This is a genomic window from Hydrogenophaga sp., from assembly GCF_036675665.1.
Lineage (GTDB): Bacteria > Pseudomonadota > Gammaproteobacteria > Burkholderiales > Burkholderiaceae_C > Hydrogenophaga.
This window is the reverse complement of the sequence record NZ_JAKFEO010000036.1, coordinates 129,504-152,305: the sequence shown is the minus strand read 5'-3', so window position 1 is coordinate 152,305 and position 22,802 is coordinate 129,504. Positions and strand designations below refer to the sequence as shown.

General features: G+C 65.7%; 25 protein-coding genes. 13 read left to right on the top strand and 12 right to left on the bottom strand.

Annotation, left to right across the window (positions count from 1 at the left end; genetic code table 11):
- The first annotated feature begins 19 nt into the window (after positions 1–19).
- The 4 genes from V6M63_RS14435 (at position 20) to V6M63_RS14420 (ending at position 2,042) form a co-directional block, all read left to right on the top strand.
- On the top strand, positions 20–523 hold the full coding sequence (locus V6M63_RS14435) for a 6,7-dimethyl-8-ribityllumazine synthase (RefSeq protein ID WP_332742899.1): 504 nt from the start codon (positions 20–22) through the stop codon (positions 521–523).
- Between the two features lie 71 nt (positions 524–594).
- Positions 595–1,101: a DM13 domain-containing protein gene (locus V6M63_RS14430; protein ID WP_332742897.1), complete on the top strand. Its 507-nt coding sequence runs from the start codon at positions 595–597 to the stop codon at positions 1,099–1,101.
- A 148-nt stretch (positions 1,102–1,249) separates the two neighbouring features.
- Positions 1,250–1,471: a hypothetical protein gene (locus V6M63_RS14425; RefSeq protein WP_056272989.1), complete on the top strand. Its 222-nt coding sequence runs from the start codon at positions 1,250–1,252 to the stop codon at positions 1,469–1,471.
- 49 nt (positions 1,472–1,520) lie between these two features.
- Positions 1,521–2,042 (top strand): thermonuclease family protein, encoded by a 522-nt coding sequence (locus V6M63_RS14420; protein WP_332742894.1) that lies wholly within the window; start codon positions 1,521–1,523, stop codon positions 2,040–2,042.
- Between the two features lies 1 nt (position 2,043).
- Here V6M63_RS14420 and V6M63_RS14415 read toward each other — a convergent pair whose 3' ends face one another.
- From V6M63_RS14415 to gpmA, 3 genes are all read right to left on the bottom strand, one after another.
- The gene (locus V6M63_RS14415) at positions 2,044–2,796 is read right to left on the bottom strand and encodes a HesA/MoeB/ThiF family protein (RefSeq protein WP_332742985.1); all 753 of its coding nucleotides are present in this window, start codon (positions 2,794–2,796) and stop codon (positions 2,044–2,046) included.
- Between the two features lie 34 nt (positions 2,797–2,830).
- Positions 2,831–4,312 carry a S41 family peptidase gene (locus tag V6M63_RS14410; RefSeq protein WP_332742984.1) on the bottom strand — a complete coding sequence of 494 codons (1,482 nt, stop codon included), beginning with the start codon at positions 4,310–4,312 and terminating at the stop codon, positions 2,831–2,833.
- 147 nt (positions 4,313–4,459) lie between these two features.
- Complete coding sequence (gpmA, locus tag V6M63_RS14405; protein ID WP_332742892.1) at positions 4,460–5,203, bottom strand: 2,3-diphosphoglycerate-dependent phosphoglycerate mutase; 744 nt, start codon at positions 5,201–5,203, stop codon at positions 4,460–4,462.
- 116 nt (positions 5,204–5,319) lie between these two features.
- On the opposite strand from gpmA, the gene V6M63_RS14400 reads away from it, so the two are divergent.
- The 4 genes from V6M63_RS14400 (at position 5,320) to V6M63_RS14385 (ending at position 7,635) form a co-directional block, all read left to right on the top strand.
- Positions 5,320–5,730 carry a rhodanese-like domain-containing protein gene (locus V6M63_RS14400; protein ID WP_332742890.1) on the top strand — a complete coding sequence of 137 codons (411 nt, stop codon included), beginning with the start codon at positions 5,320–5,322 and terminating at the stop codon, positions 5,728–5,730.
- Between the two features lie 39 nt (positions 5,731–5,769).
- Positions 5,770–6,027, top strand: a complete 258-nt coding sequence (gene grxC / locus V6M63_RS14395) for a glutaredoxin 3 (protein ID WP_332742888.1) — start codon at positions 5,770–5,772, stop codon at positions 6,025–6,027.
- A 104-nt stretch (positions 6,028–6,131) separates the two neighbouring features.
- Positions 6,132–6,590, top strand: coding sequence for a protein-export chaperone SecB (gene secB, locus V6M63_RS14390; protein ID WP_056272968.1), 459 nt, complete (start codon positions 6,132–6,134; stop codon positions 6,588–6,590).
- 22 nt (positions 6,591–6,612) lie between these two features.
- Complete coding sequence (locus V6M63_RS14385; protein WP_332742982.1) at positions 6,613–7,635, top strand: NAD(P)H-dependent glycerol-3-phosphate dehydrogenase; 1,023 nt, start codon at positions 6,613–6,615, stop codon at positions 7,633–7,635.
- 33 nt (positions 7,636–7,668) lie between these two features.
- On the opposite strand, the gene V6M63_RS14380 is transcribed toward V6M63_RS14385, so the two are convergent.
- The 3 genes from V6M63_RS14380 to panB form a co-directional block, all read right to left on the bottom strand.
- A complete protein-coding gene (locus V6M63_RS14380; protein WP_332742886.1) occupies positions 7,669–7,914 on the bottom strand; it encodes a DUF1272 domain-containing protein in 246 nt (81 codons plus the stop codon).
- A gap of 17 nt (positions 7,915–7,931) precedes the next feature.
- The gene (gene panC / locus V6M63_RS14375; protein ID WP_332742885.1) at positions 7,932–8,783 is read right to left on the bottom strand and encodes a pantoate--beta-alanine ligase; all 852 of its coding nucleotides are present in this window, start codon (positions 8,781–8,783) and stop codon (positions 7,932–7,934) included.
- Positions 8,784–8,891: 108 nt separating this feature from the next.
- On the bottom strand, positions 8,892–9,779 hold the full coding sequence (gene panB, locus V6M63_RS14370; RefSeq protein ID WP_332742884.1) for a 3-methyl-2-oxobutanoate hydroxymethyltransferase: 888 nt from the start codon (positions 9,777–9,779) through the stop codon (positions 8,892–8,894).
- A gap of 72 nt (positions 9,780–9,851) precedes the next feature.
- Here panB and nadC point away from each other — a divergent pair, with 72 nt between their 5' ends.
- Both nadC and nadA read left to right on the top strand, forming a co-directional pair.
- Entirely contained in the window at positions 9,852–10,715 is an 864-nt protein-coding gene (nadC, locus tag V6M63_RS14365) for a carboxylating nicotinate-nucleotide diphosphorylase (protein ID WP_332742882.1), read from the top strand.
- 20 nt (positions 10,716–10,735) lie between these two features.
- A complete protein-coding gene (gene nadA, locus V6M63_RS14360; RefSeq protein ID WP_332742880.1) occupies positions 10,736–11,842 on the top strand; it encodes a quinolinate synthase NadA in 1,107 nt (368 codons plus the stop codon).
- Between the two features lie 6 nt (positions 11,843–11,848).
- Here nadA and nadB read toward each other — a convergent pair whose 3' ends face one another.
- The 4 genes from nadB to V6M63_RS14340 form a co-directional block, all read right to left on the bottom strand.
- Complete coding sequence (gene nadB, locus V6M63_RS14355) at positions 11,849–13,456, bottom strand: L-aspartate oxidase (RefSeq protein ID WP_332742878.1); 1,608 nt, start codon at positions 13,454–13,456, stop codon at positions 11,849–11,851.
- 12 nt (positions 13,457–13,468) lie between these two features.
- Positions 13,469–14,320 carry a segregation and condensation protein A gene (locus V6M63_RS14350; protein ID WP_332742877.1) on the bottom strand — a complete coding sequence of 284 codons (852 nt, stop codon included), beginning with the start codon at positions 14,318–14,320 and terminating at the stop codon, positions 13,469–13,471.
- 26 nt (positions 14,321–14,346) lie between these two features.
- Positions 14,347–14,559 carry a DUF3460 family protein gene (locus V6M63_RS14345; RefSeq protein ID WP_332742876.1) on the bottom strand — a complete coding sequence of 71 codons (213 nt, stop codon included), beginning with the start codon at positions 14,557–14,559 and terminating at the stop codon, positions 14,347–14,349.
- A gap of 71 nt (positions 14,560–14,630) precedes the next feature.
- The gene (locus V6M63_RS14340; RefSeq protein ID WP_332742875.1) at positions 14,631–16,262 is read right to left on the bottom strand and encodes a SulP family inorganic anion transporter; all 1,632 of its coding nucleotides are present in this window, start codon (positions 16,260–16,262) and stop codon (positions 14,631–14,633) included.
- Positions 16,263–16,374: 112 nt separating this feature from the next.
- Between V6M63_RS14340 and V6M63_RS14335 the strand changes: the two genes are divergently transcribed.
- Entirely contained in the window at positions 16,375–16,890 is a 516-nt protein-coding gene (locus V6M63_RS14335) for an outer membrane protein assembly factor BamE (RefSeq protein WP_332742874.1), read from the top strand.
- Positions 16,891–16,916: 26 nt separating this feature from the next.
- Here V6M63_RS14335 and metG read toward each other — a convergent pair whose 3' ends face one another.
- A complete protein-coding gene (gene metG / locus V6M63_RS14330) occupies positions 16,917–18,971 on the bottom strand; it encodes a methionine--tRNA ligase (RefSeq protein WP_332742873.1) in 2,055 nt (684 codons plus the stop codon).
- Positions 18,972–19,127: 156 nt separating this feature from the next.
- Here metG and apbC point away from each other — a divergent pair, with 156 nt between their 5' ends.
- A complete protein-coding gene (apbC, locus tag V6M63_RS14325; protein WP_332742872.1) occupies positions 19,128–20,219 on the top strand; it encodes an iron-sulfur cluster carrier protein ApbC in 1,092 nt (363 codons plus the stop codon).
- A 144-nt stretch (positions 20,220–20,363) separates the two neighbouring features.
- On the top strand, positions 20,364–21,215 hold the full coding sequence (locus V6M63_RS14320) for a GNAT family N-acetyltransferase (RefSeq protein WP_332742870.1): 852 nt from the start codon (positions 20,364–20,366) through the stop codon (positions 21,213–21,215).
- 14 nt (positions 21,216–21,229) lie between these two features.
- Here the strand turns inward: V6M63_RS14320 and V6M63_RS14315 are convergent, their stop codons facing one another.
- Positions 21,230–22,792, bottom strand: a complete 1,563-nt coding sequence (locus V6M63_RS14315) for a benzoate-CoA ligase family protein (protein WP_332742868.1) — start codon at positions 22,790–22,792, stop codon at positions 21,230–21,232.
- Between the last annotated feature and the right edge of the window lie 10 nt (positions 22,793–22,802).

Below are 22,802 nucleotides of genomic sequence, written 5' to 3'. Positions count from 1 at the left end.
CTTTGCCACATTCCACACCATGACCACCACCCCGACCGAACTCCCCACGCTGCCCGAACTGCCCGCCGGCCTGCGTTTTGCTTTCGTCGAAGCCTCGTGGCACGCCGACATCGTGCACCAGGCCCGTGATGCGTTTTTTGAAGAAATGGCGCGCGGTGGTTTTCAGGCCGATGCCATCGACGTGTTCGATGTGCCCGGCGCGTTTGAAATCCCGCTGCATGCGCAGCGTCTGGCCCGTTCGGGTCGCTACGCCGCGGTGGTGGGCAGCGCGCTGGTGGTGGACGGCGGCACCTACCGCCATGATTTCGTGGCGCAGACCGTGGTGCAGGCGCTGATGGACGTGCAGCTGGACACCGGCGTGCCCGTGATTTCGGCGGTGCAGGCGCCGCACCATTTCCACGAACACGTCGAGCATCGCAAATACTTCATGCGCCACTTCGCCGTGAAGGGCACCGAGGCCGCACAGGCCTGTCTGCAGACCGTGGCCGGGCTGAGGCGCCTGGACGCCTTGTTGCCGTCCTGAAAGCGGCCCGTCGGCTGTAAGGCTTTCGCCCGTCGCCAGACGAACCAGGGTCTCGTTGAAGGAGTCCTTCCATGTCCGACACCGCCCGCCCCGCTTTTCGCCGTCGCATGCTGATGCTCATTGCGTCGCACGCGCTGGTCTTGCTCGTGGGCTTCGCCGCAGGCATCTATGCACTGCCCATCCTGATCGCACCGGACGGACCCAGCGCCCGGCAGGTGGCTCAAGCTGCCGCGGGTAGCACGTACAGCGGTGAGTTCCGCCGCGACTTGAAGGACAGTGATGCCCTGCACTGGGGCGAGGGCACGGTGACCGTGAGCCCTCGGCAGATCACCTTCACCGGACGCCTCGCGCCTGGGCCCGACTACAAGCTTTACCTGTCGCCCGAGTTCGTGGAGACCGAGGCCGATTTCAAGCGGCTCAAGGCGACCATGCTGCGCGTGGGCGACGTGAAGACCTTCGACAACTTCATCGTGGCCTTGCCCACCGGCACCGACCCTTCGCGCTACAGCAGCGTCATCGTGTGGTGCGAGACCTTTGACCAGTTCATCTCCGCTGCGCGTTACCGAGATCCGGCCTGAGCCGTGACAGCGTCTTGCGCGCGCGCCTTGCGGCGCGGCGAGTCGCCCGGCAGTCTCGCTTGCAATTGATGCATCATCGCTTCAGCGCTTCGTCGAGGCCGCTCCTGGATCGTCGACGCAAGCGCAGACATCAAAGAACGGAACAATCATGAACTCAACCAAACTGATCGGCATCCTTCTCATCGCGGCGGGCGCCATCGCCCTGGTGTACGGCAGCTTCAGCTACACCAAGGAAACCGAGGCCGTGAAGCTCGGCCCTCTGGAACTGACGGTGAAAGAAAAAGAAACCGTCAACGTGCCGGTGTGGGCCGGCGTTGGCGCCATCGTCATCGGTGGTTTGCTGCTTGTCATGGGTGGCAAAAAGGGCTGAGGCACTTCGCATCCGGTTCGTCGTCGTCCATGCTGTGCCGGTTTGTCGCATGACATTGCGCGGGATGTGCCGGTTTGCGCTCGCTGGCGCTTGCGTGTTTGGCGGCATGGCCCAGGCGCAGGAGCGGCCGGACGAGGTGTACAGCGCGCGCGTCAGCCGCGTGTTTGACGGCGACACGCTCTGGGTCAAGCCGCTGCAGGGTGGGCGTTACCGCAAGCTGCGCCTCGATGGCGTCGACGCCCCCGAAATCTGCCAGCGTGGCGGAGAAGCGTCGCGCGAAGTGCTGGCCAGACGCGTCCTGAACCAGGTTGTCGAGGTGCGTGTGCGCAGCCAGGACGACTATGGTCGGGGCATTGCACGCATCGTGCACCAGGGCGACGATGTCGCCGCCTGGTTGGTGGGCAATGGTCAGGCTTGGTCGTATCGCTGGCGGCGCAGCCTGGGGCCGTTTTCTGCCGAAGAGGCCGCGGCAAAAGAGCGTGGCCGGGGCCTGTTCGCAGAGGCTGCACCCGAGTTGCCGCGTGATTTCCGCAAGCGCCACGGGCCGTGCCCGATGCCATCGCGCGGCTGAATCAGTGAGGGCGGCCGCACACCGCGCACTGCGGGTTCTGTGGCAATGTGATTTGGGTGAAAGCAAGGTCGCGCCCGTCGAGCATGAGCAGTTTGCCGGTGAGGCGAGAGCCCAGGCCGGTGAGCAGTTTCAGCGCCTCGGCCGCCTGCATGGTGCCCACGATGCCCACCAGCGGCGCGAACACGCCCATGGTCGCGCAGCGGGTTTCCTCCAAGTCAGCCGACTCGGGAAATACGCATGCGTAGCAGGGGTTGTCCGGGCTGCGCGCGTCGAACACGCTGAGTTGCCCGTCCATGCGGATCGCTGCGCCCGAAACCAGCGGCTTGCGGTGTTTCACGCACGCGCGGTTGATGGCGTGACGCGTGGCGAAGTTGTCTGTGCAATCGAGTACCACGTCGGCTTGGGCGATCAGTTCGCTCAGCAAGGCCTCGTCGGCCCGCTGCACGATGGGCGTGACCCGCACGTCGGGGTTGATGGCGGCGATGGCTTCCACGATGGACTCGGCCTTGGGGCGGCCCACGCGCGCCAGGTTGTGTGCAATCTGGCGCTGCAGGTTGGTCTCGTCGACCACGTCGTGGTCCACCACCGTGATGCGGCCCACGCCAGCGCTGCCCAGGTACAGCGCGACAGGCGACCCCAGGCCACCCGCGCCGATGATGAGCGCGTGGGAAGCCAGCAAGGCTTCCTGGCCCTCGACGCCAAGTTCGTTGAGCAGGATGTGGCGCGAATAGCGCAGAAGCTGTGCGTCGTCCAAAAGCGTCACAGCGGGCTGTCAGCCCGCTGTGTCCTCAGTTTTCTTTTTTCTCTTCGGTGCGCACCGTCTGGCTCTTGCTCACCATGACCGGGCGACCCTTGAGCTGGTTGATCGCCTGCATGAGCTGGAAATCTTTGTCGGTGCCGAACTCAGGCACGAGACGCTGGCCCGGATTCTTTCGGGCTTCCTCTTCGAGTCGCTTGCGCGCCAACTCGCGGTCTTCACTGCGCTGCTGCTCGGCCGCACGCATGGCGTCTGTCATCGGTACCGCCGCGGCCTTGGGGTCCTTGCCGTTGGTCAGGCTGTTCGCCAGATCGGCTTCTCGAGTGCGCAGCGCGGCGAACACGTTGCCTTCCAGCGTTTCGTCCACCAGCACGTCGGGCACGATGCCCTTGCCCTGGATGGAGGTGCCCATCGGCGTGTAGTAGCGCGCCGTGGTCAGCTTCAGACCGGTGTCCGGACCGAGCGGGCGCACGGTCTGCACCGAACCCTTGCCAAAGGTCTGGCTGCCAATGATGGTGCCGCGCTTGTGGTCCTGCAGGGCGCCGGCCACGATCTCGCTGGCCGACGCCGAGCCCTCGTTGACGATCACCACCAGGGGCACGCGCTTCAAGGCGCCTTTGGTGTTGTCGGTCAGGCGCTTGATGGGGTCGTTGCCGCCGCGACGCAGGTAGTGCTGCGGAATGGCCTTGTAGATGAACTTGCTGTCTTCAAGCTGGCCGTTGGTGGAGACCACGGTCACGTTTTCAGGCAGGAAGGCGGCCGACAGCGCCACGGCGGCATCGAGCAGACCACCGGGGTCGTTGCGCAGGTCCAGCACCAGACCCTTGAGGTTGGGCTCGGTCTTGTACAGGTCTTCCACCTTGCGGGCGAAGTCTTCGATGGTGCGTTCCTGAAACTGCGACACACGAACCCAGGCGTAGCCCGGCTCCACCACGCGCGACTTCACGCTCTGGGTCTTGATCTCTTCGCGGGTGATGGTCACCGGGAAGGTGCGGTCCTCGTCCTTGCGGAAGATGGTCAGCAATACCTTGGTCCTGGGCTCACCGCGCATGAGCTTGACCGCCTCGTTGATCGACAGGCCTTTGACGTTGGTGTCGTCGATCTTGGTGATCAGGTCGTTGGTCTTGAGACCAGCACGGAAGGCGGGCGAATCTTCGATGGGGGAGACCACCTTCACCAGACCGTCTTCCATGGTGATCTCGATGCCCACACCCACGAAACGGCCGCTGGTGCCTTCGCGGAATTCCTTGAACGACTTCTTGTCGAAGTACTGGGAATGCGGGTCCAGGCTCGCCACCATGCCGGTGATCGCCTCGGAAATCAGCTTCTTCTCGTCCACCGGCTCCACATAGTCGGTCTTGACCATGCCGAAAACCGCGGCGAGCTGCTGCAGCTCTTCGAGCGGCAGCGGCGCCAGCGTGCCGCGGGCAACCGCCTGCAACTGGACCGTGGTCAGCGCGCCCGCGACCGCACCAATGGCCACCCAGCCTGCAATTTTCAGCTTGTGACTCACCTGTTTTGCCATTGAATTACCTCAGTAATGACGCCCATGTCGGACCACTTGACCCGACGGCGGATCAATATACACCTATGAGCATGGAGAATCGGTTCGGTTCCCCAATGCCCGGCCCGATGCCCGGGCTGTCCCGATCGCCGGTTGTCAGGCCTTGCCTTGTGCCGCCACCGCAGCGGCCGCCTGGGCTGCCGCCTCGGCGTCGCCCAGGTAGTAGCTTTTGATCGGTTTGAGGTCGGCGTCGAGTTCGTAGACCAGCGGGATGCCGTTGGGGATGTTGACGCCCACGATGTCGTCGTCGCCAATGCCGTCGAGGTACTTCACCAGCGCGCGGATGCTGTTGCCATGGGCGGCCACCACCACGCGTTTGCCGGACTTGATCGCGGGTGCCATGGCTTCGTTCCAGAACGGCAGCACACGCGCCACGGTGTCCTTGAGGCACTCGGTGAGGGGGATGTCCTGGGGATTGAGGCGGGCGTAGCGGCGGTCGCCGCGTTCGCTGCGCGGATCGCCTGGCTCCAGCGCCGGCGGCGGCGTGTCGTAGCTGCGGCGCCAGACCAGCACCTGTTCATCACCGTACTGCTTGGCCATGTCGGCCTTGTTCAGCCCCTGCAGGGCGCCGTAGTGGCGTTCATTGAGGCGCCAGCTGTGCACCACTGGCAGCCAGGTGCGGTCCATCTCGTCGAGCACGTGCCACAGGGTGCGGGTGGCGCGCTTGAGCACGCTGGTATAGGCCAGGTCGAAGTCGTAACCCTCGGCCTTGAGCAACCGACCAGCGGCTTTGGCTTGCTCCAGACCGGTGGGGGTGAGGTCGACATCGGTCCAGCCGGTGAAGCGGTTTTCCAGGTTCCAGGTGGATTCGCCATGGCGAATCAGGACGAGTTTGTGCATGGGGAAGAGGTGGCGTTGGGGGCAAGGGAGCCGTGAAATACGGCTGCACCGTGGATCACTTTGGCACAGTGCAGCCCGCCATTCTAAAATCGCGGGCTTACTCGAAAGGTGTCCTCGTGAGTTTCTTCATCGATAACTGGATTTTGCTGGCCGTGGCGTTCTCGTCGGGTGCCATGCTGTTGTGGCCCATGGTTTCTGCGGGCGCGCGTGCCGGCTCGCTCACCACGGTGGAGGCCGTGCAGCTCATGAACCGCGACAAGGCGGTGGTGGTGGATGTGAGCGAGCCCGCCGAATTCGCTGCTGGCCACGTGATCGGTGCCAAGAACGTGCCCCTGTCGGAGCTGGAGGCCAAGCTGCCCGGCACCGTCAAGAACAAGGCCATGCACCTGATCCTGGTCTGCCCCAACGGGTCCAAGGCCAACCGGGCAGTGGCCGTGGCCAAGAAGCTGGGCTATGAGAATGCGCAATCCCTGACGGGCGGCATGGGCGCCTGGCGCGCAGCCAGCCTGCCGGTGCAAAAAGCCTGATCATTTGGGCTTCGTTTTCGCACCGACAGGAAAGTTCGCATGGCCAAAGTCAAGATGTTCACCAGCGCCTATTGCCCCTATTGCAGCGCCGCCAAGGCTCTGTTGCAAAGGCATGGTGTGGCCGATCTGGAAGAAGTTTTCGTCGACGGGCAGCCGGAGTTGCGCGCGCAGATGAGAGCCATCACCGGCCGCACCAGCGTGCCGCAGATTTTCATTGGCGAGCAGCACGTGGGCGGTTGCGACGACCTGCACGCTCTCGATGGGCGTGGTGGGCTGGTGCCCATGCTGCAAGCCTGAGTCATCGAGTCGCCATGCCGGGCTGACATAATTCGCCCAGTGCCCGCCGCGGGAACGCTCCCCCGGCGGGTTTGTTTTTTCAACGCATTCTTCGAGACATCACCATGGCAGAAAACCAGGAACCCACTTTCCAGATCCAGCGCGTCTACCTCAAGGAAGCGTCGCTTGAGCAACCCAATTCGCCTGCCATCCTGCTCGAGCAGGAGCAGCCCACGGTGGACATCCAGCTCGGCGTGGAAGCCAGCCCGGCGGCCGACGGTGTGTTCGAGGTCTGCGTGACCGCGACTGTGACGACCAAGATCAAGGATCGCACCGTGTTCCTGGTTGAGGCCAAGCAGGCCGGCATCTTCGAAATCCGCAACCTGCCACAGGAGCAGATGGGTCCGATCATGGGCATCGCCTGCCCGCAGATCGTCTACCCCTACCTGCGCAGCAACGTGGCGGACATCATCCAGCGCGGTGGTTTCCCGCCCGTGCATCTGGCCGAGATCAACTTCCAGGCCATGTACGAGCAGCAGCAGGCGCAGGCCGCCGCCGACGCTCCCCGCATCGTCACGCAATAAGGCCTTGCCCGGCACCGGCCCGATGAACATCGTCGTGCTCGGAGCGGGCGCCTGGGGCACTGCACTGGCCATCAGCGCGGCTTCGCCAGGGGATGCGGGGCGGCGCGTCACGCTCTGGGCGCGAGACGCGCAGCAAGCCGCCGACCTGAAACAGCACCGAGAAAATCGCCGCTACCTGAGCGGGGTGTCGGTGCCGGAGGCGGTGCGGATCGCCACGGGCCCGCTGCACGGTGGCGCACCCGCGCTGGCAGGTGCCGACCTCGTGATCGTCGGAACGCCCATGGCCGGCCTTCGTGCCATGCTGACGCTGCTGGCCAGCCAGCGCGCTCCGGTGGCGTGGTTGTGCAAAGGCTTCGAAGCTCCGCTGGATGCCGCTCATTCCAACGGTTTGATGGGTCACGAGGTGCGCGCCCAGGTGGCACCCCAACTGCTGGCGGGGGTGTTGAGTGGCCCAAGCTTTGCCCTGGAAGTGGCGCGAGGACAACCCACCGCCCTGGTGGCAGCCAGCGAACACGCCAGCGTGCGCGACGTGCTCGTGGCCGCTTTTCACAGCCCCACCCTGCGCGTGTACGCGAACGACGACATCGTGGGTGTGGAAGTGGGCGGCGCGGTGAAGAACGTGCTGGCGATCGCCACCGGCCTGTGCGACGGCCTGGGCCTGGGGCTCAACGCGCGCGCGGCGCTCATCACCCGTGGCTTGACCGAAATGACGCGCCTGGGGCTGGCCCTGGGCGCCAGGGCCGAGACCTTCATGGGGCTCTCGGGCCTGGGAGATCTGGTGCTCACCGCCACCGGCGATCTCTCACGCAACCGCAAGGTGGGCCAACTGCTCGCGCAGGGCATGAATCTGCAGCAGGCGGTGGATTCACTGGGCCATGTGGCAGAGGGCGTTTACAGCGCGCGCACCGTGGCCCAGCGCGCGCGCGCGCTCGGTGTGGACATGCCCATCACCGATGCGGTGGTGGCCTTGCTGGACGGCGACCTGCTGCCAGCGCAGGCTGTGGCCATGCTCATGGGCCGCGACCCCAAGGACGAACTGCGCTGATGGACCGGGCAAAGCCCTTTGTCCGACGCCGGTTCAAGGTGCGGCGCAACCTGCCGGGTTGAACACCCGCTCGGTCGATGCCGGGTTGCGTGCCAGTGCCGCCGCTGGCCGGCGCGGGCGGCGCACCAGCTCGCCGCTGCAGTTCGGGCAGGTGTTGTTCAGCTTCGATTCAGCGCAGTCATTGCAGAACGTGCACTCGAAAGTGCAGATGCGTGCGTCCAGCGATTCGTTGGGCAGGTCGCGGTTGCAGCATTCGCAGTTGGGACGCAGCTGGAGCATGGCAAGGCCTTTCGACGTCAGATTTCAAAGTTGTCGATGAGCCGGGTGTTGCCCAAGCGAGCAGCGCCCAGCACCACCAGTGGATCACCCGCTTGCGGCGCTTGCAGGTCAGCCCGGCGGCGCACCGTGAGGTAGTCGGGTTGCCAGCCGCGCGCAGCCAGGTCTGCCATGGCGCGCGCCTCCAGCGCGGGCAGGTGCCGCGCCAGACCGTCGGCGGCGGCCAGCGCATCGCGGCCCAGCTCGCGCAACGCCAGCGAGAGTTGCACGGCCTCGGTGCGCTCGCTTTCGCTCAGATAGCCATTGCGCGAGCTCAGAGCCAGGCCGTCGGGTGCACGCCGGGTGTCGCCGCTGACGATGGTGATGGGCAGCGCAAACTGCCTCACCATGCTGCGAATCACCAGTTGCTGCTGATAGTCCTTTTGGCCGAAAACCGCGTGGCGCGGGCCCTTGGCCTCGGAAAAAACGCTCTGGAACAGCTTCATCACGACGGTGCACACCCCCGTGAAAAACCCGGGGCGAAAGTGGCCTTCGAGGATGTCGGCCAGCTCGGTGGGCGGTTGCACCTTGAAGCCCTGAGGCTCGGGGTACATCTCTTTTTCAGACGGCGCAAACACCACGTCGCAACCCTCCGCAGCGAGCTTGTCGCAATCGGCCTGCAAGGTGCGGGGATAGGTGTCGAAATCCTCATGGGGCGCGAACTGCAGGCGATTGACGAAGATGCTGGCCACGGTCACGTCGCCCAGCGGCTTGGCTACGCGCACCAGATCGAGATGGCCCGCGTGCAGGTTGCCCATGGTGGGGACCAGCGAGGGGCTGTTGAACGGCCGCAACGTGGCGCGCAGGTCTTCGAGGGTGTGGACGATTTTCATGAGCGAGAAGTGTCTTTTCAAGGGGCGCCGCGGAACCGGCTTTGCCGGGCCGCCAGCGCCGCCCCCTCGAGGGGGTAGCGCCGCAGGCGCTGCGGGGGTGATCCAGTGCTACCAGGCGTGCAGACTGTCGTCGGGAAAGCTGCCGTCCTTGACCGCGCGCACGTAGGCGGCCATGGCGTCGCGCACGCTGCCGGCGCCTTCCATGAAGTTGCGCACGAACTTCGGGTTCTTGCCCAGATTGACGCCCAGCATGTCGTGCATCACCAGCACCTGACCGGCGGTGTCCTTGCCCGCGCCGATGCCGATGGTGTGACAGCTCGGGAGTTGCCGCGTGATTTCGGCGGACAGGGCCGCGGGCACCATCTCCAGCACGACCATGGTGGCGCCTGCGTCCTGGAGTTCGAGCGCATGGCGCTTGAGCACGAGTGCGGCGGCGTCTCCGCGACCTTGCACGCGGTAACCGCCCAGCGCGTGCACCGTCTGCGGAGTCAGGCCCAGGTGCGCGCAGACCGGGATGCCGCGCTCGACCAGGAAGCGCACGGTCTCGGCGGTCCAGCCGCCGCCTTCGAGCTTGATCATGTGCGCGCCGGCGTGCACCAGTTGCGCCGCGCTGCGCATGGCTTGTTCTTTTGATTCGTGGTAGCTGCCGAAGGGCAGGTCGCCGAGCAGCCAGGCCGTGCCCTGCACGCGGCGCAGGCCGCGCGCCACGCTTTCCACGTGGTAGGCCATGGTCTCCAGCGTCACGCCCGCGGTGCTGGCGAGGCCCTGGCAGACCATGCCCAACGAGTCGCCCACCAGGATGCACTCCACACCGGCCGCGTCGGCCACGGCGGCGAAGGTTGCGTCGTAGGCGGTGAGCATGGTGATCTTCTCGCCACGCTCGCGCAACTCGTTCAGGCGCGGCAGGCTCACCGGCTTGCGCTGGGGCAGAGGCGAGGCTGTGGGCAGCGTGCCGTAAGGCGTGGCCATGGGCGCAGTCGGGGTGGGGGTGCTCATTCGTGGTTCCCGCGTGTTTCAGGGGTGGGTGAGAATGCGGGACTATAGACCATCCCGGTATGCTTGCGACCCATGAAACACCTCTCAGAATTCACCCTTGTTGACCTGCACAAAGTGGCCAGTTGCGATGTTGCGCTGGCCTTGGCGGAGGACGTGGGCGCGGGCGATCTGACCGCCGCGCTGGTGGATGCCACCCAATCTGCGCGTGCACGCATTCTGGCGCGAGAGTCCGCGGTGATCTGCGGCACGCCATGGGTGGAGGCGACCGTGCAGGCACTCGATCCGCAGGCCCGGCTGACCTGGCATGTGAGCGAAGGCCAGCGCTGTGCGGTCGACCAGACGGTGCTCACCATCGAGGGCGAGGCCCGGGCGCTGCTCACCGCCGAGCGCACGGCACTCAACTTTCTGCAACTGCTCTCGGCCGTGGCCACCAAGACCGCGGTGTTTGTGGAGGCGGTGGCGGGCACGCGCGCGCAGATCGTGGACACGCGCAAGACCTTGCCGGGGCTGCGGCTTGCGCAGAAATACGCGGTGAAGACCGGTGGGGGTGTGAACCACCGCATCGGCCTGTATGACGCGGTGCTGATCAAGGAAAACCACATCGCCGCGGCCGGCGGCGTGGCGCAGGTGCTGCAACGCGTGCGCGAGACCACGCCCCAGGCGAGATTTGTGGAAATCGAGGTGGAAACCCTGGCCCAGCTCGACGAGGCCCTCGCCAGCGGCGCCACCATGGTCTTGCTGGACAACATGGACATCCCCACCTTGGAGGAGGCGGTGCGGCGCAACGCGGGCCGTGCGGTGCTGGAAATCTCTGGGGGTGTGAACCTGCAGACCGTGCGCGCACTGGCAGAAACCGGGGTGGACCGCATCTCCATCGGTGCCCTCACCAAGGACGTGAAAGCGGTCGATTTCTCCATGCGATTCGAGGCGCTTTGACGCCTCGCGAAAGACCAACCATGAACACCGAAGCCAGCGTCATCGACGTCGAATACGAACAACCCGCCTGTCCCACGCAGCACGCCTGGGCGCGCGTGCCGGTGGAGCCGGGTCCCAAGCAGCGCGCCGAACTGAAGGACAAGATCCGCCGCCTGCTGAAGGAGCGCAACGCGGTGATGGTGTCGCACTACTACGTGCACCCGGACTTGCAGGACCTGGCCATCGAGACCGGGGGCATCGTGAGCGATTCGCTGGAGATGGCGCGCTTCGGGCGCGACCACGCGGCGCAGACCTTGATCGTCTCGGGCGTGCGCTTCATGGGTGAGACCGCCAAGATCCTGAGCCCGGAGAAGACCGTGCTCATGCCCGACCTCGACGCCAACTGCTCGCTCGACCTGGGCTGCCCGATCGACGAATTCAGCGCGTTCTGCGACGCCCACCCGGACCGCACGGTGGTGGTGTACGCCAACACCAGCGCGGCGGTGAAGGCGCGTTCCGACTGGTTGGTCACCTCCAGCTGCGCGCTCGACATCGTGGGCGCCTTGAAGGACAAGGGCCACAAGATCCTGTGGGCGCCTGACAAACACCTGGGTGGTTACATACAGCGCGAGACCGGCGCCGACATGGTGATGTGGGGCGGCGCCTGCATCGTGCACGACGAGTTCAAGGCCTTCGAGCTGCAGGCGCTGATGAAGGAGCATCCGCAAGCCAGGGTGCTGGTGCACCCGGAGAGCCCGGCCGACGTGATCGCGCTGGCCGACTCGGTGGGTTCCACCTCGGCCATCCTGAAAGCGGCGCGCGAGATGGACGCGCCCGAATTCATCGTCGCCACCGACAACGGGATGATGCACATGCTGCGCCAGCAGAACCCGGGCAAGGTGTTCATCGAAGCGCCCACGGCCGGCAACAGCGCCACCTGCAAGAGTTGCGCGCATTGCCCCTGGATGGCGATGAACGGCCTGGCGGGTGTCGCTCGGATTCTGGAAAAGGGCCTGAACGAAATCCACGTCGACCCGGCGTTGATTCCACGCGCGCGACTCCCGATCGACCGCATGCTGGCATTTACTGGTGCGCAGCGCAGTGGTCAAAATCCTGGCGCGCTGGTGCCGAATATCGGCGCGGCCTGAATCGCCTCAGCGAGCTGGCGGTACGAGGATGGTCGGTTTGGCGACCGGCAGCAGTTCCGGATAGTCCCGGCTGAAGTGCAGGCCCCGGCTCTCATGCCGCAGCATGGCCGACATCACGATCAGGTCGGCCACCTGCACCAGGTTGCGCAGCTCCAGCAGGTCGCGCGTGACGTGGAACTGCGAATAGAACTCGTGGATTTCGGCCTGCAGCAGCGAGATGCGGTGCGCGGCGCGCTCCAGTCGCTTGTTGGTGCGCACGATACCCACGTAGTCCCACATGAAGCGGCGCAACTCGTCCCAGTTGTGCGAGATCACCACCTGCTCGTCGGCGTCGGTCACGCGGCTGTCGTCCCACTGTGGCATGGCTGGCGTGCCGGCGTCGGCTGCCGAGCGAATCGCATTCACCGCGCCTTGCGCAAACACCATGCACTCCACCAGCGAGTTGCTCGCCAGGCGGTTGGCGCCGTGCAGGCCGGTGCAGGTGGTTTCGCCCACAGCGTAAAGACCGGCGATGTCGGTGCGGCCACCCAGGTCGGTCACCAGACCGCCGCAGGTGTAGTGCGCGGCCGGCACCACGGGAATGGGTTCCTTGGTGATGTCGATGCCCAGCTCGGCGCAGCGCGCGAGGACGTTGGGAAAGTGCTCACGCAGGAACTCGGGCGGCTGGTGCGAGATGTCCAGGTGCACGCAGTCCAGGCCGTGCTTTTTCATCTCGAAGTCGATCGCGCGCGCCACCACGTCGCGCGGTGCAAGTTCTGCGCGCGGGTCGTGGTCGGGCATGAAGCGGTGGCTGCCCAGGTGCGGCGGCAGCTTGAGCAGGCCGCCTTCACCACGCACCGCCTCGGTGATCAGGAAGCTCTTGGCGTGCGGGTGGTACAGGCAGGTCGGATGGAACTGGATGAACTCCATGTTGCCCACCTGGCAGCCCGCGCGCCAGCCCGCGGCGATGCCGTCGCCGGTGGCGGTGTCGGGGTTGGTGGTGTAGAGGTAGACCTTGCCCGCGCCGCCCGTGGCCAGCACGGTGTGGGTGGCGCTGAAGGTGACCACCTCGTCACGCACAGTGTCGAGCACGTAGGCGCCGAAGCAGCGCTCTGCCGCGTGGCGTGCCGGATCGTGGCCGCCCAGCTTGCGGTCGGTGACCAGGTCCACCAGCATGTGGTGCTCGAACACCTGGATGGCGGGCGTGGCGCGCACGCGCTCGATCAGCGTGGCCTGCACCGCAGCGCCCGTGGCGTCGGCCGCGTGCACGATGCGGCGGTGGCTGTGGCCGCCCTCGCGCGTGAGGTGCAGCTCGCCCGCTTCCAGCGAGAAGGGCACACCGAGTTCCCGCAGCCAGGCGATGGCCGCGGGCGCGTTCTCCACCGTGAATTGCGTGGCTTCAAGATCGCACAGGCCCGCACCGGCGACCAGCGTGTCGTCCACGTGAGACGCGACGCTGTCACCCTCGGCCAGCACGGCGGCAATGCCGCCTTGTGCCCAGTTGCTGGAGCCGTCGAGCAGGGCGCGTTTGGTCACCACGGCCACGCGGTGGGTGGTGGACAGGTGCAGTGCCGCGGTCAAGCCGGCCAGGCCGCTGCCGATGATGAGGACGTCGAAGCGGTGAGAGTCGGTCATGGATGAAAAGATCTAGCTGGGCGTGTAGGCCAAGCGGACATAGATCGGTGCAAAGGCCTCGGCCTGGGTCAACTCGATGAGTGTCTCTTTGGCCAGTTCGAGCATCGCGATGAAGGTGACGACCAGCACCGGCGAGCCCTTCGTGGGGTCGAACAGTTCGCCGAACTCGACGAACTTGCGGCCCTGCAGGCGGCGCAGCACGATGCTCATGTGCTCGCGCACCGAGAGCTCTTCGCGGCTGATCTTGTGGTGCTGCACGAGCTTGGCGCGCTTGAGGATGTCGCGCCAGGCGCTTTGCAGGTCGATGGCGCTCACATCGGGAAAACGTGGCGCCAACGCCTGCTCCACGTAGACCTGGGCGCGCAGGAAATCGCGGCCGTATTGCGGGGCATCGGCCAGGCGCTGGGCGGCCAGCTTCATCTGCTCGTATTCAAGCAGGCGTCGCACCAGTTCGGCGCGCGGGTCTTCCGGCTCTTCGCCCTCGGCCGTCTTCTTGGGCGGGAGCAGCATGCGCGATTTGATCTCGATCAGCATGGCCGCCATCAGCAGGTATTCGGCCGCCAGCTCCAGGTTGTTGGCGCGGATCTCATCCACATAGGTGAGGTACTGGCGGGTCACCGCCGCCATCGGGATGTCGAGGATGTTGAAGTTCTGCTTGCGGATCAGGTAGAGCAGCAGGTCCAGCGGGCCTTCAAAGGCTTCCAGGAAAATCTGCAGTGCGTCCGGCGGGATGTAGAGGTCGCGCGGCATGGCGAACAGCGGTTCGCCATACAGCCGCGCCAGCGCCACGTGGTCGACCACGGTGGGCAGCACCGCGTCGAGGCCCTGGGGCGCCTCGTCGAGCGTGTGGACCTCGTTGCCCATGTCGTGGTGAGGGGGGAGCCGTCGGATCAGCTGTGATCGGAGCCGGTCTGGTAGACGTAGGGCTGCTGAGGCACGCGGGCCGTCTCGGCTTCGGCCTGGAAGCTGCGGTCGATCTGCTTGTCCCACAGCAGCGAGCGGCCCAGACGCTGCGACTGCTCCAGCCCCGGCTTGTCGGCCTTGAGCTTCTCGATGAACAGCGTGGCGTCGGACTTGTAGTGCGGGCGGGCGAAGAAGGACATGGTGGTCGGGGCCTGGTGCGGGAGGAAAGGCGCGATTTTACCGGTCTGGGGCTGCTCGGGTTGCCCGCAGGTCACTCGCAAGTATTGAGTCGCGTTGCAAAGCCGGAACGCTCGATCAGGGAGCGCGGCTGGGGGTGCAGCCCCACCATGCCCAGATGCCCGCCGCGCTTGTGCACCGCCTTGTGCAGTTGCTCCAGCGCGTCCAGGCCGGTGGTGTCCAGCGAGATCATGTGGCTGGCGTCCAGCATCACATTCAGCGGCATGGTTGTGCGCTCGACCTCGGCCACGATGGGATCGATCTTGGCCACGGCGCCAAAGAAGAGCGAACCGTAGAGCTTGTAGGTCGCCTGGTGTTCCGTGCGCGCCACCGGTTCGGCACGGAAGATCTCGCTCTGGCGCCGCACGAACAGCACCACCGCGAGCACCAGCCCGAGCTCGACCGCCACAGTAAGGTCAAAGACGATGGTGACGAAGAAGGTGGAGAGCATCATCAACCGGTAGTGGTTGCTGAAGTGCTTGAGCCGCGCGAACTCGCGCCATTCGCCCATGTTCCAGGCCACGAACAGCAGCACGCCGGCCAGCACGGACAGCGGAATGTGGTACGCCAGCGGCGCGGCCAGCAGCACCACCGCGGCCAGCGTGAGGGCATGCACCATGCCCGCCACCGGCGAGGCGGCGCCCGACCGGATGTTGGTCACCGTGCGCGCGATCGTGCCGGTGGCCGGCATGCCGCCAAAGAAGGGCACCACCGTGTTGGCAATGCCCTGGGCCATGAGTTCCTGGTTGGGATCGTGCTTGGGCGCGTCGCCCAGTTGGTCGGCCACGCGCGCGCACAGCAGCGATTCGATGGCGCCCAACAGCGCGATGGTGAGCGTGGGCGTGACCAGCAGGCGCACGGTTTCCCAGGAAAAGTCCGGCAGCTCGAAGTTGGGCACACCCTGCGGGATGCCGCCAAAGCGGGTGCCCACCGTCTCCACCGGCAGGCTGAGCAGCCAGGCCAGCAGTGAGAGCGTGATCAGCGCGACCACCGGGCCGGGGATGCGCGACGTGGCCTTGAGCGCACTCACCGTCTCGATGGATTCGAGTTGGCGGCGGAACTGCGAGTCGACCGCCCACAACCGCGGCCACACCACGAGACCCAGCACGCACAGGCCACCGAGCCCGAGTGCGAAGGGGTTGAGGCTGTGGATGTGGTCGGTGATGGCGCCGATCTGGCCGAAGAAGCTCGCCGGCATCTTCTCGATGTCCAGCCCCAGCAGATCACGCACCTGCGACAGGGCGATGAGCACCGCGATCCCGTTGGTGAAGCCGATCACCACCGTCACCGGCACATAGCGCACCAGCGTGCCCAGGCGGAACAGACCCATGAGGAAGAGCAGCACGCCGGCGCTCGCGGTGGAGATCAGCAGGTTGGCCACGCCGTAGCGCTCGACGATGCCGTAGACGATGACGATGAAGGCGCCCGCCGGTCCCCCGATCTGCACCGAGGTGCCGCCCAGCGCCGAGATCAGGAAGCCCGCGATGATGGCCGTCCACAGCCCGGCCTCGGGCTGCAGGCCGCTGGCAATCGCGAAGGCCATGGCCAGCGGCAGCGCCACGATGCCGACCGTGGCGCCAGCCCCCATGTCGCGCGCCAGCTTGTCCCGGTTGTAGCCCTTGAGGTCCTGGATCAGACGCGGACGGAACGGGGCGAGGGGCGGCATTCCTTGAAACATGGGGCATGTTACCTTTGGCAACGGCCTGCGAAGCTGACAGGCAGGGCCTCAAACACTGCGGGTTTACACTGAATTTTTCACCCTTGAAGAGGTTGTCCGCATGCGTGGTTTGTCCGATGCCGTTCGCCAAGGATTCCTGATCACCCTGCTGGCGCTGGCCTCGTTGCTGGCGGGATGCGACGTGAAGAACATCAGTGAACTTGAAGAGGGCGTGTCCACCGAAGCCGATGTGCGAGAGCGCTTTGGCGCACCCGAGGCGGTGTGGGAAGGCGAGGAAGGCGCGCAGATCTACGAATACAACCGCCAGCCCGCCGGCCATGTGAACTACATGATCACCATCGGCCCCGATGGCCGCATGGCCGCGCTGCGTCAGGTGCTCACCGAACGCAACTTCGCACGGGTGTTGCCCGGCATGGCGATGGAAGAGGTGCGTCGCATGCTGGGCAAGCCGATGAAGATCACCACCTATGCGCTCAAGCGTGAGACGCACTACGACTGGCGCTACCTCGACGGCGCCAGTCGGTCGGACTCCATGGTGTTCACCGTGGTGTTCGACCCGGACTTGCGGGTGGTCAACACGATGACCGCGCCCGATCCGGACCTGGAACGCAGATAGCGGATCAGCCCCCGTGGGGGGGCAGCCTACCTGACGCGCATGCCGGGCGTGGCACCGGGCCACGGGTTGAGGATGTGGATGCCCGGCTCGGCGTTCTCGTCGGCGTGGCTGGCCGCCAGCACCATGCCTTCGCTCACGCCGAACTTCATCTTGCGTGGCGCCAGGTTGGCCACCATCACGGTGAGCTTGCCCACCAGGTCTTCGGGGGCATAGGCGCTGGCGATGCCGCTGAACACATTGCGCGTCCTGCCTTCGCCGACGTCCAGCGTCAGGCGCAGCAGCTTGGTCGAACCTGCCACCGCTTCGCAGTTCACGATCTGCGCGATGCGCAGGTCGATCTTGCTGAAGTCGTCGATGGTGATGGTGTCGGCGATCGGCTCGCCACCGGGCACGGTGGCTGCCACCGCCGGGACCGGAGGCGGTTCGAACAGCGCGTCAAGCTGCTTCACGTCCACGCGCTGCATGAGGTGCTGGTAGGCGTTGATGGTGTGTCCGGCTCCCAGCAGGCGGCTCGCATCGGTGAACTGCAGGGGTTCGACCTGCAGGAAGGCCTCGACGTTGGCGGCGAGCGCAGGCAGCACCGGCTTCAGGTAAAGCGTGAGCAGGCGGAAGGCTTCGATGCAGGCGGTGCACACATCGTGCAGACGCCCATCCATGCCTTCCTGCTTGGCGAGCTCCCAGGGCTTGTTCTGGTCAACGTAGGCGTTCACGCGGTCGGCCAGCTGCATCACCTCGCGCAGTGCCTTGCCGTACTCGCGCTCGGCATACAGTGCCGTGATCGATGGCGCAGCGGTCTGCAGGTGGTCGAGCAGGTTGTCGCCATCGGCCGAGACTTCACCGAGCTTGCCCTCGAAGCGCTTGGCGATGAAGCCGGCCGCGCGCGAGGCGATGTTGATGTACTTGCCGATCAGGTCGCTGTTGACCCGGGCCATGAAGTCCTCGGCGTTGAAGTCCACGTCTTCATTGCGGCTGCTGAGCTTGGCCGCCAGGTAGTAGCGCAACCACTCCGGGTTCATGCCCAGGCTCAGGTATTTCAACGGATCCAGGCCGGTGCCCCGGCTCTTGCTCATCTTCTCGCCGTTGTTGATGGTGAGGAAGCCGTGCACGAACACCGCGTTGGGCACCTTGCGGCCGCTGAAGTGCAGCATGGCCGGCCAGAACAGCGTGTGGAAGGTGATGATGTCCTTGCCGATGAAGTGGAACTGCTCGGTGGCCGGGTCGGCCATGAAGGCGTCGAAGTCGCGTCCGGTCTTGCCGAACCAGTTCTTCAGCGAGGCGAGGTAACCCACGGGCGCGTCCAGCCACACATAGAAGTACTTGCCGGGTGCGTCGGGGATCTCGATGCCGAAGTAGGGCGCGTCGCGGCTGATGTCCCAGTCCCCCATCTTCGGCTTGCCGTCTTCGCCCGGTTCGATCCACTCGCTGATCTTGTTGAGCACCTCGGGCTGCACCGCGCCGCTTTGCGTCCATTGGTCCAGAAAGGCCAGGCAGCGCGGGTCGGAGAGCTTGAAGAAGAAGTGTTCCGATTGCTTGAGCACCGGCTTGGCGCCAGACAGGGCGGAGTAGGGGTTGATCAGCTCCGTGGGGCTGTAGACCTTGCCGCAAACCTCGCAGTTGTCGCCGTACTGGTCTTTGGCATGGCAGTTCGGGCACTCGCCCTTGATGAAGCGGTCGGGCAGGAACATGTTCTTCTCGGGGTCGAAGAACTGTTCGATGGTGCGTGTCTCGATCAGGCCGTTGGCCTTGAGGTCGCGGTAGATCTGTTGCGCGAGCTCGTGGTTCTCGGGCGCGTCGGTGCTGTGCCAGTTGTCGAAGCCGATGTGAAAGCCATCGAGGTAGGGCTTGCGGCCGGCCGCGATGTCGGCCACGAACTGCTGCGGCGTCTTGCCGGCCTTGTCGGCCGCGATCATGATCGGCGCGCCGTGCGCGTCGTCGGCGCAGACGAAATGCACCTCATGGCCCTGCATGCGTTGGAACCGCACCCAGATGTCGGCCTGGATGTACTCCATGATGTGACCGATGTGGAAGTGGCCGTTGGCGTAGGGCAGGGCGGTGGTGACGAACAGGCGTCGCTGGCTCATGGGATGGGCTTTCTTCTGGGGAACCGGCGATTTTAGGGCGTCGGCCTGTCTATGTCCTCATGGCGATTGTGTGAATGACCCCGGTCAGGGTGGGGCGTTAGACTTCAGCCCGTTCGTTAGATCCGATACCCCCATCCCCACTGGAGCCAGTTCCCCATGCCCGTTGATTCCCAGGCGCTCCTGACCGCGCTGCAAGCCGTCATCGATCCGAACACCGGACGCGACTTCGTCACCAGCAAGGCGCTGAAAAATCTCCAGACGCAGGACGGCGATGTGTCCTTCGATGTTGAACTGGGTTATCCGGCCAAGAGCCAGATGCCGGGGTTTCGCAAGACCCTGATCGCCGCGGCCAAGTCGGTGGCGGGCGTGGAGAACGTCTCGGTCAACATGACCATGAAGATCACGGCGCATGCGGTGCAGCGCGGTGTGCAGGTCATGCCCAATGTGAAGAACATCATTGCCGTGGCCTCGGGCAAGGGCGGGGTGGGCAAGAGCACCACCGCGGTCAACCTGGCGCTGGCACTGTCGGCCGAAGGCGCCAAGGTCGGCATTCTGGATGCCGACATCTACGGCCCGAGCCAGCCCATGATGATGGGCGTGGAAGGCCGCCCCGAGAGCGCTGACGGCCAGACCATGGAGCCGCTGGAGAACTACGGCGTGCAGGTGATTTCGATCGGTTTCCTGATCGACCGCGACGAAGCCATGATCTGGCGCGGCCCCATGGCCACGCAGGCGCTGGAGCAACTGCTGCGCCAGACCAACTGGAAAGACCTCGACTACCTGATCGTCGACATGCCCCCGGGCACCGGCGACATCCAGCTCACCCTGAGCCAGCGCGTGCCGCTGACCGGCGCGGTGATCGTGACCACGCCGCAGGACATTGCCCTGCTGGACGCGCGCAAGGGCATCAAGATGTTCGAGAAGGTGGGCGTGCCCATTCTGGGCATCGTGGAGAACATGGCGGTGCACGTGTGCGAGAAGTGCGGCCACGTGGAGCACATCTTCGGCGCCGACGGCGGCAAGAACATGGCGGCCGAGTACGGCATGGACTACCTCGGCGCGCTGCCGCTCAACATGAGCATCCGTGTGCAGGCCGACAGCGGCATGCCCACCGTGGTGGCCGACCCCGAGGGCGAGATCGCTGGCCTGTACAAGTCGGTCGCGCGCCAGTTGGCGATCAAGATCGCGGCCAAGGCCAAGGACTTCTCGAACAAGTTTCCCAGCATCAAGATTTCCAAGGAAACCTGAATCGGCCTGTCGACCGTTCCTCTCCCAAAAAGCCGGCCCGTCGCCGGCTTTTTTGCGCCTGGGTGCCTCTCAAAGTACTGCCAATGAAGTATGGCGCGACCGTTGGGTTTGCGATGTGATGCCGTATACCCCCTGGAGCACACCTTGTCATTTGCGTCTTACGAGATTCGCCGCATGACCCGCGGCCACCTGTCCACCACCATCGGTTGGGCCGCACGCGAAGGCTGGAACCCCGGACTGCACGATCTGGACCCCTTCCACGTCATCGATCCCGACGGTTTCTTCATGGGCTGGCTCGGTGAACGGCCCGTGGCCTCGATCGCCTGCGTGCGCTATGGCGACAGTCACGGATTCATCGGCCTCTACATGGTCGAGCCGACACTGAGGCGCCATGGATTGGGTCTGGCCCTCTGGAACGCGGCACTGGGCCATGTCAAGGGCTGCGTCGTTGGCCTGGATGGCGTGCCGGCCCAGCAGGACAACTACCGCCGCAGCGGTTTCGAGCTGGCTTGGTACAACGTGCGCTACAGGGGTTGGGGCCGCGAGTCGGTTGCGCAGGACCGGCGGGTGGTGTCGCTGTCGTCGCTGCCGTTTGCGCGGCTGGTCGCCTACGACCAGGCCTTTCAACCCGTTGCACGCCCGGTGTTTCTGCAGGCCTGGATCCAGATGCCGCAGAGCCATGCACTGGGGTGGTGGGAAGACGGCGAATTGCGGGGCTATGGCGTCCTGCGGGCCTGCAAGGAAGGCCACAAGCTTGCACCCCTGTGCGCCGACTCGCCGGCCATTGCCGAGGCCTTGTTCGAAGCGCTGTGCGCGCGGGCACGCAGGGACCAGCCGGTGTTCATGGACGTGCCCGAGTGCAACCTGCAGGCCACCCGGCTGGCCCTGACCCAGGGCATGGAGGCCACGTTTCCCACCGCACGCATGTACCGCGGCCCGGCGCCGCAACTGGCGCTCTCGCGCCTGTACGGGCTGACGACACTGGAAGTCGGCTGATTCAGGTGCCTGGATCAGGCGCTGGGTGCCTCGCGTTCGCGCAGCCGAAAGCGCTGGATCTTGCCGGTGGCGGTCTTCGGCAGCTCGGGCAGGAATTCGATGAAGCGTGGGTACTTGTAGGGCGCCAGCTTCTCCTTCACGAAGGCCTGCAGCTCGGCTTCGGTGGCGTGTACACCGCTCTTGAGCACCACGAAGGCCTTGGTCTTGGTCAGACCGTCGGCGTCCGTCTTGCCGATCACGGCGGCTTCAAGCACCGCGGGGTGCTGCACCAGCGTGGCCTCCACCTCGAACGGGCTCACATAGATGCCGCTGACTTTCAGCATGTCGTCGTTGCGCCCGGCGTAGGTGCAGTAGCCGTCGGCGTCGCGCGTGTACTTGTCGCCGGCCTTGGTCCAGCCGCCCTGAAAGGTGTCGCGGCATTTGGCGCGGTTGTTCCAGTACATCAACGCCGCGCTCGGGCCCTTGATGTAGAGGTCGCCGATCTCGCCGTCAGGCACGGGCGTGCCGTCTTCGCCGCGCAGTTCGATTTCGTAGCCCGGCACCGGCTTGCCGGTGGTGCCGTAGCGCACGTCGCCGGGGCGGTTGGAGAGGAACACGTGCAGCATCTCGGTGGAGCCGATGCCGTCGATGATTTCCACGCCGAAGTGGTTCGTCCAGCGCTGGCCGATGTCTTGCGGGAGCGCTTCGCCGGCCGAGGAGCACAGGCGCAGCGCGACCTCACTCTTCTTCGGCAGGTCGGGGCTGGCGAGCATGCCGCCATAGCCGGTGGGGGCGCCATAGAACACCGTGGGCTTCAACTCGGTGAAGCGCTTGAAGCAGGCTTGCGGCGTCGGCCGTTCGGCCATCAGCACCACGCTGGCGCCCACGCTCAGCGGGAAGGTCAGTGCGTTGCCCAGGCCGTAGGCGAAGAACAGTTTGGCGGCGGAGAACACCACGTCGTCCTCGCGCAGACCGAGCACGGCCTTGCCGTAGAGCTCGGCCGTCCAGTACAGGTTGGCCTGGGTGTGCACCGTGCCCTTGGGCGCGCCGGTGGAGCCGCTGGAGTAGAGCCAGAACGCAGGCTCGTCGCCGTGCGTGTCGGCCGCCTCGGCGGGCGCGCTCTTCGCGACCAGTGAGGTGAAGTCGTGTGCACCTGCCGGCAGGGCCTCGCTGGCGCGAGAGACGATCAGGTGCTTCACCTCGGTGGGCTGCGAGGCCAGCGCGGTCTGCAACGTGGGCAGCAGCGCCGCCGAGACGATGGCCGCCTGCGCGCGGCTGTTGCTCAGCATGTAACCGTAGTCCTGCGCGGTCAGCAGCGTGTTCACCGCCACCGGCACCACGCCGGCGTGCAGCGCGCCAAGGAAGGCCACCACCCAGTCGCTGCAGTCGTGCATGAGCAGCAGCACGCGCTCTTCGCGATGCAGGCCGAGAGCGCTCAGCGCGCCGGCAAAACGCCGCACCTGATCGGCGAGCTCGCCGTAGCTCAGCGTGCCCTGGTCGTCGGTGAGGGCGTTCTTGCTGGCGCGGCCGCTGTTGAGCGCGAGCAGGTGGCGCGCGAAGTTGAAGCGCTCGGGTGGCGGCGCGACGGGGGTGTTCATGGGGTTTGTC